Consider the following 12,048-nt stretch of genomic DNA (forward strand, 5'->3'; position numbering starts at 1 on the left):
TATTATCGAAAGCGGTTTTGCGTGGGACGCAACAGCGAGAATCGAATGAAAAAAGGCGCGAGAGAAACCGGCATCGATCACCTGGGCGCGATGCGCGCGTTCGTGCGCGTGGTCGAAACGGGGAGTTTTTCGGCGGTCGCGAAGGAGATGCACGTGTCGACGTCCACCGTCGCGCGCAAGGTCACGGCGATCGAGGAGGCGCTCGGCGTCGCGCTGCTGCACCGCTCGACGCACAGCGTGACGCTCACCGAAGCCGGCCATATCTATCTGGAGCGCGCGGTCACGCTGATCGCCGATCTCGACGACACGCTGCGCGTCGTCGCCGAGCTGAATGCGCAGCCGAGCGGCCCGCTGAAGCTCACCGCGCCCGTCGCGTTCGGCCGCCGCCATCTCGCGCCGCTGATCGCGCCGTTTCTCTCGCGCTACCCGACGATCCAGCTCGACGTGCGGCTCACCGACAACCACAACGACCTCGTGGCCGGCGGCTTCGATCTCGACATCCACGAAGGCGAGAACTACCTGGACAACCTGGTCGTCCACCGGCTGTCGCGCAACGACAGCATCCTGTGCGCGACGCCCGGCTATCTCGACCGCTGCGGGCGCCCGGCGACGCCGGACGACCTGAAGGACCACAACTGCCTGCGCTACGTGCACCCGGAAGGCGATCCGCGCTGGGAACTCGTGCGCGGCGACGCGCAGCACAGCGTGCTGCCGGCCGGCAATCTCGTCACCGACCATTCGGAGCTGCTGCTGGAGGCGACCTGCGCGGGGCTCGGCATCGCCGAATTCGAGATCTGGCTGGTGCGCGACCTGCTCGCGAACGGCCAGCTCGAAGCCGTGCTGCCGCGCTACCGGCTGCAGAACCGGCTGACCGGCGAATTCATCTACATCGCGTATCTGGCGAACCGGCGCAGCTCCGCGAAGCTGCGCGTGCTGAAGGATTTTCTCGCGGAACACCTCGCGCAGATCGGCGAGCTGTCGGATCGGGAGCTGGCGAAGATTCGCGACGCACGCGCGTAGCGCGCGCCGATGCGCGGCCCGGATCGCGGGCCGGCGGCATCGGCGCGATGACCGCGTCAGGCCGCCTGCAATTCGAACGGGAACGTCGCGTGCCCGAATTCGACGCCCTGCGTGTTGAGCATCCGCGGCCGGTGGAACGCGGCCAGTTGCGCGCGCTGCGCGGCCGTGCCGATCTGCAGCCGCTCGAGGATTTCGCTGACGACCATATACAGCACGTCGAGATTGCCGTCCTCGATCTTCACCGAGATGCCGAGCGCGCCATCCGCGCCGAGTTGCCGCGTGCGTTCCGACGCGCGCACGCCGATCCCGTAGCATGCATCCGCGCCGAGCTTGCCGACCACCTGCCCGTCGAATGCGTTCATCAGCACCGTGCAATAGCGCCCTTCGCCCGCGACCAGTTCCGGATAAGCGGTCATCGCGCGGTGAATGCGCGCCAGCGCACGCACGCGATCCGTGAGCGCGCCGCCCGCTTCCTCTGCGTCCGCGCCGTCGGCCAGCGACGCGTACAGGCGCGCCAGCCGATCGAGCGAGAACGCCGGCGTCGGCAGGTTGCAGCCGTCGATGCCCCAGTCGACCTCGTCGTCGCGCAGGCCGCATGCGTCGGCCACGACCTGCTTCACGCGCACCTGCATCGGATGGTCGGGCAGATGGTAATCGGCGATCGCGGCGCCGATCGCCTGCGCGCCGGCCAGCATCCCGACATGCTTGCCCGAACAGTTGCTGCAGACGCCGGTCGGCGTGTAGTCGCGCTTGATCCACGCCCGGTACACCGCGTCGGACAACGGCGGATGGCCGCCGCAGCGCAGATCCGATTCGTGCGCGGCGACCTTCGCGAGCATTGCGCGCGTGCGTTCGATGTGACGCTCCTCGCTGCTGTGCGACGCGCACATCAGCGCGATGTCCGCGTCGTCGAAGCCGAAGCGCTCCGGCGCGCCCGTCTCGATCACCGACAGCGCCTGGGCCGGCTTGGCCGCCGACCGCGCGAGCGTCATCCGGAACGGATCGCCGAACCGGGCCAGCAGCCGGCCGCGTGCATCGACGACCGCCACATGGGCGACGTGGGTGTTCTCGATCGCATTCCCGCGGTACGTGACGACCGCTGCGCGTGGGGTGTCCATCCTCTTCTGTCTCCTTGCTCGCGGGCCTGATGCCGGGGCCCGTCCAACCGGTACGGCAGTGTAGCGAGTCGTCGCCGCCGCGCGTCGGCGTTCGTCATGGAAAGCGGTGTTGCATGCGACGCAAAGGCGGTCGCCTTCCACGAAAGATTGACTGAATTAGTACAAAAACGCTTCGATCCGTTACCTATTTACCGCTCAGCGGCGCGCTGCAGCGGGAACTGCCGGCAAGCTCGCGCCTGTGTCGTGGCAGGAAGTGGATTGAGGTACGCACGTCGCGTCAGGCGTCACGGAGACGCCAGCAGCCGTAGACGCTATCGATATTCGTCGATCTCGATCACTGCCCCGGCTGATTCAATCAGCTGGCGGGTAGCGTCCGACACGTGGGGCGTACGATCACCTTTCTCGTTGTCCCAGTAACAGAAGAACCGCATACGCGCCCCTGCTTGTTCAATACGCTCGAGAAGATCTTCACGCGGCAACGAGAGTCGTTCGATCAGGTAGCGGAGATGCGGCTCCAACCGATCGCTTTGAACGCCGGCCTTGCTTTCCAGCGCCCATAGATCGAGTTTTCCGGGCCGGGAACTCAAGCGCCCGGAGGGCAGCAGATAGGGCTTCCCTTTCGTGATCGTTCGACTCGGGAAGATGCCGAAGAAAGCGGTCCACGTGTCCGGGTGCACGCCGTCCGATGAAATGATGAACGTCGCGTGCGCAAGGGCGCTATCGGAGGGCGGAGGGGACTCAGCGTGCATAGTCATGGATGTTATCAATAACTACGCCTTTGAATTCAACGTCGCCGCTGTCGTGGAAGATAACGTTGTCGGCAGGTCCCAAGCCGTTTGCAGGCTTCAAGATATGCAGCATCTGCCCGACATCCCCGGCACGCGCTTCGCCGGCCGCACGGCTGATGCGGCCTCAAGCACTCGGGCATTCGCGCACGTTCACGCCAAGTGGTACCGCAGCCAGAAGGTTTCGCGGCACGCGTTGTCGAACGTCAACCGCGACGGGTTGATCGGCTGCGCATCGGGATGGCGCAGCACGTCGTAGTCGATCCAGCATTCAGCGCACAGCAGGTCGGACGGCGCACGGTCCTGCTCGACCGAGCGGCGCACGATCGCGCCGTTGTCGAACCGGTATTCGGTTTCGTCGCGGGTGACCTCGACGTCGTCGTCGGTCCAGCGATCGTGCGATGTCGCGTGCGACACGATCGACACGGAGCCGGCGAGCCCGTGGATCGCGGCAACGTAGGAAATAAGCTTGTCCATGGCGAGGCGGCGAACTGGCGGATGGCGCGCTTCGCGCAACGCATGCAGCGTGAAGCGGCCCGAGCGGCGAGTATAGCCGCGCGCCGAAGACCTTGCCGCCGGTGGGGTTTCGCGCGCTACGCGTCCAGCGCGAGCAACGCGAACGTCGCGAGCCAATGCTCGCCCATATAGTCGCCGGCCACGTGCACGAGCGCGCTCGCGAGATGCCGGTCGGCCGCGTCGAGCAGCTTCGCGCGCCGCGCGTCCCCTTCCGGCAGCGCGCCGGCCAGCGACCGCTGGCACCACGCGCGGCTCAGGTTCAGCCCGTCGAGGTGCGCGATCTTGCCGTCGCTGCGGTCGCTGACCGTCGCCGGCTCGAACAGCGTCGCCGGCTCGCCTTGCGCGAGATCGGGCAGGAAGCGCGCGAACCAGCCGTCGAATTCGGCGGCCGGCAGCACGCGCCGCATCAGCTCGGCTTCCATCAGCGCGGGCGACAGGAATTCGTCGCCCGACGGCTCCCACGCCTGGCATGCGACGTCGTTCAGGTGCCAGCGCTTCGCGGTATCGACGATCAGCGCGGCGAGCCCGTCGCGCTGCGTGTCGCGTGCGAAGTCGAGCGCGAGCGCCAGCGCGAACGCGGTATTGAAATGCGTGCCGACGCGCAGCGGATAGGTGGCCTTCGGCAGGAACGTCTCGAAGCGCGACACGAACAGGTCGGCCAGCGGCGCCATCGTCTTCGCCCAGCGCGCGGCCTGCGGCAGCGCGCCCTTCAGCGCCAGCCGTTCGAGCTGCGCGGCGAGCGCGAGCAGCCACGCCCAGCCGTACGGCCGCTCGAAGCCGGCGTTGTGCGGCCGCGCGAGATACGCGCGCTCGCCGGCGACGTTAGCATCGGTGAAGTGCGCGTCGACGATCGCGACGATGCGCTCGGCCTCCGGCAATGCCGGATAGCGTTCGAGCACGCGCAGCACGAGCCAGTAGCCGTGCACGCACGAATGCCAGTCGTAGCTGCCGTAGAAGATCGGGTGCAATGCGCACGGCCCCTGCACGTCGTGCGGACCTTCGAGCGCATGCGTGAGCTTGTTCGGATATTCGCGGGTCAGGTGCGCAAGCGCGAGCGACGCGAATTTCGACGCGAGTTCGGGGGTGAGTCGATCGGTCATGAGGATCTCGTCCATCGAGTCAGAAGCGGAATACGAACGCGTACATCAGCAGCGTGTTCACGGCCAGCAGCAGCACGGCCGTCGGCCACTGCGCCTTGATCACGCCGTTCTTGTCCTTCAGTTCGAGCAGCGCCGCGGGCACGATGTTGAAGTTCGCGGCCATCGGCGTCATCAGCGTACCGCAGAAGCCGCTCAGCATCCCGATCGCGCCCATGATCGCCGGATTGCCGTGGAACTGATGGACGATCAGCGGCAGGCCGATGCCGGCCGTCATCACCGGGAACGCGGCGAAGCCGTTGCCCATGATCATCGTGAACAGCGCCATGCCGACCGTATAGGCCGCGACCACCGCGAACGGCGAATCGATCGGCACCCACGCCTTCACGAGCCCCGACACCACGCCGCCGACGCCGGCCACCGCGAACAGCGCGCCGAGCGCCGCGAGCATCTGCGGCAGGATCGCGGCCCAGCCGACCGCATCCATCGTGTGGCGCGCTTCCTTCAGCGCATGCACGGGCGAATCGCGCAGCATCGCGAGCGCGACGACGAACGCGACGATCGTGCCGAGCACGAGCGAGATCAGCGTCACGCTCTTCGGCTCGACGAACGGCACGAGTTTCAGCGCGAACGTGCCGACCAGCGTGACGAGCGGAATCAGCAGCGCGGGCAGGAACAGCCGGTTGCCGAAGCGCTGCGCGAGCGTCTCGCGCCGCACGGCCGCCGCTTCGCCGGCCTCGTCGGACCGGCCGCGGCCGAGCTTGCCGGAGCCGGCGATCAGCGCGAGCGCGATCGCCAGGCAGCCCATGACGAAATGCGGCAGCAGCGCGCCGAACAGGAACGTGGCCGCGTAGATGGCCCAGAACGCGAAATTGACGACGCGCCGCGGGTTCGTGCGGTCGGTCAGGTTGAAGTACGCGAACGCGGCGAACATCAGCCCCGCGAGCGTATACAGCGATTCGAGGCCGATCATCGCGCGCCCTCCTGCTCCACCAGGCCGAAGCCGCGCGCGAGCCGGCGGTCGAGCAGCGCGAGGCGCGTGCAGTGGATCAGCAGCGCGGCGATCGCGGTCGGGATCGCCCACACCGACAGGTGCAGCGGCTCGATGGCGATGCCGTTCTGTTCGAGAAAGCCCTTGATCAGCAGGATCGACTGGATTGCGATGAAGATGTCCTCGCCGAAGAACACGGCGACGTTGTCGGCGCCCGACGCATGCGCGCGGATCTGCTGGCGCACCGACTCGGGCAGCTCGCCGTGCCGGCCGACCGCGGCGGCCTCGGCCATCGGCGCGATCAGCGGCCGCACCATCTGCGCGTGGCCGCCGAGCGACGTGAGGCCGAGCGCGGCCGTCGCCTGGCGCAACACGAAGTACAGCACCAGCACGCGGCCCGTGGTGGCGGCCTGCACGCGCGCGATCATCCGCTTCGCCTGCTCCTTGAGCCCGTTGCGCTCGAGCAGCGCGATCACCGGCAGCGTGAGCCAGATCAGCCCCATGTAGCGGTTCTCGGTGAACGCCTTGCCGAACGCGCTGACGATGTCGACGAGATTCAGCCCACCCGCCAGCCCCGTCGCGAGGCCCGCGATCGTGACCACCAGCAGCGCGTTGAAGCGCAGCGCGAAGCCGATCACGACGATCGGCACCCCAATCAGCACCAGCATTTCCCCTCCTTGTGTCTGGACGCGCGGCACGTCGGCAGCGCTGCCGGCCCGGTTTGCATCGGGCTCGGACGGCGAAATCTAACACGAGACTTTATCGATAAAAAGTCGACAATTTGCCGGTTCGGGTAAACGTTGAAACCCGCCCGACACCGTGCACGCGCCGTGTGTCGGGCGCATTTCGTCGGATGAATCGGGCCGGCCGGCCCGCGTGCGTGGCGCGGCCCCGGGACGCCGACTACACTGAAAAGCATCGGCAACGTACGGGAGAGCCGCCATGATTGACGTATTCCAGACCATCGGCAGCCGCGCGTTCTCCGCTCATCTGGCGAAGGACGGGATGGTGACGCTGATGGAGCAGCGCCATGAAGTCGACCGCGTGACGCTCGCGACCGCCTATGCCGCGCTCGTCGAGGAAGCCGAACAGGAAGACGACCTGCGCGACGCGACGGTCGAAGGGATGATGCGCGCGCTGATCCAGGGCTACGCGCGCAGCCATTGACGGCGCGGCGGCCGCGCGGACGCCGCGCGGCCCGATGCCCGGTACGGCCCGCTACGCGGCCGGCGTGCCCGCGCCCGCGCCGAACCACCGGCCCTCGCGCAGTTGCCGGTAATCGGCCTGCGTGAAGATCCTCAGCAGGTTCGCCACCGCGCCGTTGCTGGCGCGATCGCGTTCCGTCATGAAGGCTTCGACCGCGTCGCGGCCGGCGAACAGGATCGTGCTGAAATAACGCTCGCGCTCCGCGTCGGAGAGGTTCGTCGCGCTCAACTGGTACGGATGATGAAGCGCCGCGAACAGGAAGTAATAGCGTTCGGCATCGTCGCGCAGCACGCGCACCGCATCGGGTTCGACCGGAAAATCGCGGTGGAACGACGCGTGCCCGCTCTCGATGTGGATCCGGTACAGCAAACGGCCGTCCTGCTCGATCACGATCGGCGCGTACGGGTCGCGGCTGACGAGGACGGTTTCGGGCGCGGTCATCCGGTTCTCTCCTTTCTTTTGGTCGATGCCGGCACGGTAACATGCGGACTTTCGCGGCCTGTCTGGACAGGATCGACTGGCCCGCTTGCAGGCAATGCGGCATCGCCATAGAGGAAACGCACTGAAACGGCGCAATGCGCAAATTTTTCGATTGCCGCCGCCCGCGCCGCATGACAGCATTCGGGCGTCGTCAACCAAAAGAATGCCGCGCCGTCCGGCCGCCGATGCCGCCCGGCCGCGCCGAGCAGGCTGCACCTTCCATGAACCCGGCCCACCTCCAACAACACTACGAACCGACCGGAGAATTCCGCTTGTGAACATCGGCATCGTCAACGACCTCCCGCTTGCCGTCGAGGCGATGCGCCGCGCGATCGCGCGACGGCCCGAGCACCGCGTGCTGTGGGTCGCGACCGACGGCGCGCAGGCCGTCGAACTGTGCGCCGCGCAGCCGCCCGACATCGTGCTGATGGATCTGATCATGCCGAAATTCGACGGGATCGAAGCGACGCGGCGGATCATGCGCTCCGAACGACCGTGCGCGATCCTGATCGTGACGAGCTGCATCGGCGCGAACGCGTGGCGCGTGTTCGAGGCGATGGGCGCCGGCGCGCTCGACGCGGTCGATACGCCGCGGCTCGGCGACGGCGCGGCCGGCGACACGACGAAACTGCTGCTCGCGAAGATCGACCAGATCGGCCGCCTGCTCGACGCGCCGGGCGGCACGCGCATCGCCGGCGCGGCCGCGCGCGGCGGCGCCGGCCCGCTGATCGCGATCGGCGCATCGGCCGGCGGCCCTGGCGCGCTCGCGTCGATCCTCGGCAGCCTGCCGGCCGATTTCAATGCGCCGATCGTGATCGTGCAGCACGTCGATCGCGCGTTCGCCGAAGGCATGGCGCAATGGCTCGACGGCCAGACCCGGCTCACCGTGCGCGTCGCGCGCGAAGGCGACCGCCCGCAGCCGGGCGTCGCGCTGCTCGCCGCGACCGACGATCACCTGCGCATCACGCGCGCCGGCACGCTCGAATACACGCGGGAACCGGCCGCCACGCCGTATCGTCCGTCGGTCGACGTGTTCTTCAACAGCCTGACCGAGCACTGGCCCGGCCGCGTGATCGGCGTCCTGCTCACGGGAATGGGACGCGACGGCGCGATCGGCCTGAAGGCGCTGCGGATGAAGGGCTACCATACGATCGCGCAGGACGAGGCGACCAGCGCCGTGTACGGGATGCCGAAGGCGGCCGCGACGCTCGGCGCGGCGCGCGCGATCCTGCCGCTCGGGCGGATCGCCGGCGAGCTGGCAGCGCTCGCGCGGATCTGAGCCCGACGATGACCGCGCGCAACGCCCATGGCTGCCCCTGCAACGACCGCAACAACCCGCATCGACCATGACGATTGACCTGACTCGCCCGCCGGGCGGCCCGACCGGGTCGCCCGCCGACGCGCCGGCGATGGTGCTGCTGGTCGACGACCAGACCATCGTCGCGGAAGCCGTGCGGCGCGCGCTCGTCGACGAGGAAGGCATCGACTTCCACTACTGCCCGCGCTCGGACGACGCGATGGCCACCGCGATCGAGACGCGCCCGACCGTGATCCTGCAGGATCTCGTGATGCCGGGCATCGACGGGCTGAGCCTCGTGAAGGCGTACCGCGCGAATCCGGCGACGCGCGACGTGCCGATCATCGTGCTGTCGACGCAGGAAGAACCGGTGATCAAGAGCGCCGCGTTCGCGTGCGGCGCGAACGACTACCTGGTCAAGCTGCCCGATCGCATCGAACTCGTCGCGCGCATCCGCTACCACTCGCGCTCATACATGAACCTGCTGCAGCGTGACGAAGCCTATCGCGCGCTGCGGCAGTCGCAGCAGCAACTGCTGGAGGCCAATCTCGAACTGCGGCGCCTCACGCATTCCGACGGCCTGACCGGGCTGTCGAACCGGCGCTATCTCGACGAATACCTGGCCGCCGAGTGGCGGCGCGGCACGCGCGAGCGCAGCGAGCTGTCGCTGCTGATGATCGACGTCGACAACTTCAAGCTGTACAACGACACGTACGGGCACGTGTCGGGCGACAGCGTGCTCAAGCAGATCGCCGCGACGATCGAGCGCTGCCTCGGGCAGTCGGGCGATCTCGCCGCGCGCTTCGGCGGCGAGGAATTCGCGGTCGTGATGCCGGGCTCGTCGCCGGGCGCCGCGCGGCTGCTCGGCGAGAAGATCCGGCTCGCGGTCGAGGCGCTGCGCGTGCGGCACGCGCATTCGTCGACGGGCAACCACATCGTGACGATCAGCATCGGCGGCGCGAGCATCGTGCCCGCGCCCGGCCTGTCGACGACCGTGCTGATCGAGGCGGCCGACCGCGCGCTCTATCGCGCGAAGCACGAAGGCAAGAACCGCGTCGAGATCGATTCGCCGCCGCCACCGCCGGGCGCGGGTGGGTTCGGCGCGTCCTAGGGCCGGTTCACGCTGATCGTTCACGCTGCTTCTTCACGCCGATAACGGGCCCCGGCGGCACACCCGCCGAACGCGCCGCGCTCACGCGGCGCCGAGCCGGCGCGCGTAGTCGTTCGGGTCCAGCGGGCGGCTGAACAGATAGCCCTGCTGCATATCGCAGCCGATCTGCTGCAGGAACCGCGACTGCGCCTGCGTCTCCACGCCTTCGGCCGTGACCTTCATCCCGAGCGAGTGCGCCATCGCGACGACCGCCTGCGTGATCGCGACCGAGTCGTGATGATCGGGCACGCCCGACACGAACGAGCGGTCGACCTTCAGGTTGTGCAGCGGAAAGCGCTTCAGGTACGCGAGCGACGAATAGCCGGTGCCGAAATCGTCGACCGAGATCCGCACGTTCATGTCCGTGAGCGCTTCGAGCATCGGCAGCACGGTGTCCGTGTCGTTCATCAGCACGCCTTCGGTGATCTCCAGCTCGAGCGCGGACGGATCGAGCCGCGTTTGCGCGAGACAGCGCGCGACCGATTCGACGAGCCCTTCGTGGAACTGCCGCGGCGACAGGTTGACGGCCAGCATCAGGTCCGGCGCGATCGTGCGGCGCCACTCGGCCACCTGCCGGCACGCGGTTTCGAGCACCCACTGGCCGATCGCGACGATCAGCCCCGTATCCTCCGCGACCGGGATGAATTCCGCCGGCGACATCGGCCCGAGCTCGGGGCTCGTCCAGCGCAGCAGCGCCTCGGCGCCGACCGTGCGGCCGCTGCGCGCGTCGACGACCGGCTGATATGCGAGCCGCAGCATGTCCGACGCGAGCGCGCGCCGCAGCGACTGCTCGATCGCGAAGCGGCGCTGCAGCCGCAGGTTGAGCTGCGCGGTGAAGAACGTGAAGTGATTGCGGCCGTGCTGCTTCGCGTCGTACATCGCCGAATCGGCGTTGCGCATCAGCGTCACCGCGTCGTCGCCGTCGCGCGGCGCGACGCTGATGCCGATCGATACCCCGAGCCAGTATTCGTTGTTCGCGATCGCGAACGGCTTCGCGATCGCCTCGATGACCTCGCGCGCGAGCACCGCGAGACGCTCGGGATCGTCGCAGTCGTCGACGAGGATCACGAACTCGTCGCCGCCGACGCGCGTGAGCGCATAGCGGCCGTCCGCGCAGGCCGCGAGCCGCGCCGCGACGCTGCGCAGCAATGCGTCGCCCGCGTCGTGGCCGGCCGTGTCGTTGACCTTCTTGAAGCCGACCAGATCGATGAACAGGATCGCGACGCGCGCGGGCCCGGCCGCCGCATCGCGCACACCGAACAGCTCGCGCATGCGGTCGGCGAGCCAGCGGCGGTTGTAGAGGCCCGTCAGCGCGTCGCGGGTCGCAAGATACCGCAACTGCTGCTGCGCTTCGCGCACGGGGCCGATGTCGTTGAACGACACGAGCACCGAATCGGCCTGCGTCTCGCCCGGCCTCACGATCGGCACCGCGTTGCCGCGCACCCAGATGATGTCGCCGTCGGCGAGACCGAAGCCGACCGTGTAGTCGAGCATCGGCGTGGCCGTCTCGAGCGCGCGCCGGCTCGGCCAGTCGTGCGGGTCGATCGGCGTGCCGTCCTCGCGCAGCTTGCGCAGGATCACCGTGGACAGCCGGCGGCCGACGAGTTCGCCCTTCACGCGCATCATCCGGTTCGCGCTCGGATTGCTGGCGATCACGACGCCTTCGCGCGACACGACGAGGATGCCCTCGTTCAGGCTGTTGACGACGAGCCGGTGATGTTCCTCGCTGCGCGCGAGCTGCCGCGCGATCCGGTCCTGGTGCACCGCGAGGCCGACGCTGTTGCCGATATCGCGCAACAGCCCGGTTTCCTCGTCGCTCGGCCGGCACGGCCGGCGATGATAGACGGCGAATGCGCCGAGCACGACGCCCGCGTCGTCGAGGAACGGCACCGACCAGCACGCGCGCAAGCCCAGCGGCAATGCGATGGCGCGGTAGTCGGCCCACAGCGGATCGGTTTCGATGTCCTCGACGGTGACCATTCGACGCTCGTACATCGCGGTGCCGCACGAGCCGGCCGCGGGGCCGATCGTCGCGCCGTCGATCGCCGCGCTGTACTGCGCGGGCAGCGACGGCGCCGCGCCGACGCGCACGTGCACGCCGTCCGTATCGAGCAGCAGGATCGTGCACGACGCGCCGTCGCCGAGCAAAGCCTCGGCACGCCGGCAAACCTCGACCAACAGCTCCGGCAGCGGCGTGTTGCGTGTGATCAGCCTCAGTACGCTCTGCTCGGACGCGAGCACTTCTGCGGCGAGCCCGAGGCTGTAGCGAGAACTTTGCGGTTCGGTATTCAAGTGAATCCTGCCGTCTGTCCGACCGGGTCTGATGCGCCCGATTCGTTATCGATATTTCGTGCCCTGTCCCGCCCCGGGTTTATGCCGACGCCCGGT

Annotated in this window: 12 protein-coding genes; 4 read left to right on the forward strand and 8 right to left on the reverse strand. The window is 68.3% G+C overall.

Annotation, left to right across the window (positions count from 1 at the left end; translation table 11 throughout):
- Window positions 1-45 precede the first annotated feature (45 nt).
- Complete coding sequence (locus HWX14_RS14250) at window positions 46-1,020, forward strand: LysR family transcriptional regulator (RefSeq protein ID WP_175883297.1); 975 nt, start codon at window positions 46-48, stop codon at window positions 1,018-1,020.
- Window positions 1,021-1,076: 56 nt separating this feature from the next.
- On the opposite strand, the gene HWX14_RS14255 is transcribed toward HWX14_RS14250, so the two are convergent.
- The 6 genes from HWX14_RS14255 to HWX14_RS14280 all read right to left on the reverse strand — a co-directional run bounded on the left by HWX14_RS14255 (window position 1,077) and on the right by HWX14_RS14280 (window position 6,195).
- Window positions 1,077-2,138 carry an asparaginase gene (locus HWX14_RS14255; protein WP_175883298.1) on the reverse strand — a complete coding sequence of 354 codons (1,062 nt, stop codon included), beginning with the start codon at window positions 2,136-2,138 and terminating at the stop codon, window positions 1,077-1,079.
- A 311-nt stretch (window positions 2,139-2,449) separates the two neighbouring features.
- Window positions 2,450-2,887 carry a DUF4279 domain-containing protein gene (locus HWX14_RS14260; RefSeq protein ID WP_175883586.1) on the reverse strand — a complete coding sequence of 146 codons (438 nt, stop codon included), beginning with the start codon at window positions 2,885-2,887 and terminating at the stop codon, window positions 2,450-2,452.
- A 189-nt stretch (window positions 2,888-3,076) separates the two neighbouring features.
- Complete coding sequence (locus HWX14_RS14265; protein ID WP_175883299.1) at window positions 3,077-3,400, reverse strand: hypothetical protein; 324 nt, start codon at window positions 3,398-3,400, stop codon at window positions 3,077-3,079.
- Between the two features lie 116 nt (window positions 3,401-3,516).
- Window positions 3,517-4,539, reverse strand: a complete 1,023-nt coding sequence (locus tag HWX14_RS14270; RefSeq protein ID WP_175883300.1) for a DUF2891 domain-containing protein — start codon at window positions 4,537-4,539, stop codon at window positions 3,517-3,519.
- A gap of 19 nt (window positions 4,540-4,558) precedes the next feature.
- Entirely contained in the window at window positions 4,559-5,509 is a 951-nt protein-coding gene (locus tag HWX14_RS14275) for a DUF979 domain-containing protein (protein WP_175883301.1), read from the reverse strand.
- Window positions 5,506-6,195, reverse strand: a complete 690-nt coding sequence (locus HWX14_RS14280) for a DUF969 domain-containing protein (protein WP_175883302.1) — start codon at window positions 6,193-6,195, stop codon at window positions 5,506-5,508. The genes HWX14_RS14275 and HWX14_RS14280 overlap by 4 nt, the downstream gene beginning before the upstream one ends.
- 274 nt (window positions 6,196-6,469) lie before the next feature.
- On the opposite strand from HWX14_RS14280, the gene HWX14_RS14285 reads away from it, so the two are divergent.
- The gene (locus HWX14_RS14285; RefSeq protein WP_050013757.1) at window positions 6,470-6,694 is read left to right on the forward strand and encodes a hypothetical protein; all 225 of its coding nucleotides are present in this window, start codon (window positions 6,470-6,472) and stop codon (window positions 6,692-6,694) included.
- A 51-nt stretch (window positions 6,695-6,745) separates the two neighbouring features.
- On the opposite strand, the gene HWX14_RS14290 is transcribed toward HWX14_RS14285, so the two are convergent.
- Window positions 6,746-7,174, reverse strand: coding sequence for a hypothetical protein (locus HWX14_RS14290; protein ID WP_175883303.1), 429 nt, complete (start codon window positions 7,172-7,174; stop codon window positions 6,746-6,748).
- Between the two features lie 313 nt (window positions 7,175-7,487).
- Here HWX14_RS14290 and HWX14_RS14295 point away from each other — a divergent pair, with 313 nt between their 5' ends.
- Window positions 7,488-8,492: a chemotaxis response regulator protein-glutamate methylesterase gene (locus HWX14_RS14295; RefSeq protein ID WP_175883304.1), complete on the forward strand. Its 1,005-nt coding sequence runs from the start codon at window positions 7,488-7,490 to the stop codon at window positions 8,490-8,492.
- A gap of 67 nt (window positions 8,493-8,559) precedes the next feature.
- Window positions 8,560-9,621, forward strand: a complete 1,062-nt coding sequence (locus tag HWX14_RS14300) for a diguanylate cyclase (protein ID WP_175883305.1) — start codon at window positions 8,560-8,562, stop codon at window positions 9,619-9,621.
- An 81-nt stretch (window positions 9,622-9,702) separates the two neighbouring features.
- On the opposite strand, the gene HWX14_RS14305 is transcribed toward HWX14_RS14300, so the two are convergent.
- Window positions 9,703-11,952, reverse strand: a complete 2,250-nt coding sequence (locus HWX14_RS14305; protein WP_175883306.1) for an EAL domain-containing protein — start codon at window positions 11,950-11,952, stop codon at window positions 9,703-9,705.
- Window positions 11,953-12,048 lie beyond the last annotated feature (96 nt).

Source organism: Burkholderia sp. BCC0044, assembly GCF_902832955.1.
Taxonomy (GTDB): Bacteria; Pseudomonadota; Gammaproteobacteria; order Burkholderiales; family Burkholderiaceae; genus Burkholderia.

Bases quoted from the DNA above. Each gene is read 5' to 3' on its own strand.
- HWX14_RS14250 (WP_175883297.1), top strand. From the start codon at position 46: ATGAAAAAAGGCGCGAGAGAAACCGGCATCGATCACCTGGGCGCGATG.
- HWX14_RS14255 (WP_175883298.1), bottom strand. From the start codon at position 2,138: ATGGACACCCCACGCGCAGCGGTCGTCACGTACCGCGGGAATGCGATC.
- HWX14_RS14260 (WP_175883586.1), bottom strand. From the start codon at position 2,887: ATGCACGCTGAGTCCCCTCCGCCCTCCGATAGCGCCCTTGCGCACGCG.
- HWX14_RS14265 (WP_175883299.1), bottom strand. From the start codon at position 3,400: ATGGACAAGCTTATTTCCTACGTTGCCGCGATCCACGGGCTCGCCGGC.
- HWX14_RS14270 (WP_175883300.1), bottom strand. From the start codon at position 4,539: ATGACCGATCGACTCACCCCCGAACTCGCGTCGAAATTCGCGTCGCTC.
- HWX14_RS14275 (WP_175883301.1), bottom strand. From the start codon at position 5,509: ATGATCGGCCTCGAATCGCTGTATACGCTCGCGGGGCTGATGTTCGCC.
- HWX14_RS14280 (WP_175883302.1), bottom strand. From the start codon at position 6,195: ATGCTGGTGCTGATTGGGGTGCCGATCGTCGTGATCGGCTTCGCGCTG.
- HWX14_RS14285 (WP_050013757.1), top strand. From the start codon at position 6,470: ATGATTGACGTATTCCAGACCATCGGCAGCCGCGCGTTCTCCGCTCAT.
- HWX14_RS14290 (WP_175883303.1), bottom strand. From the start codon at position 7,174: ATGACCGCGCCCGAAACCGTCCTCGTCAGCCGCGACCCGTACGCGCCG.
- HWX14_RS14300 (WP_175883305.1), top strand. From the start codon at position 8,560: ATGACGATTGACCTGACTCGCCCGCCGGGCGGCCCGACCGGGTCGCCC.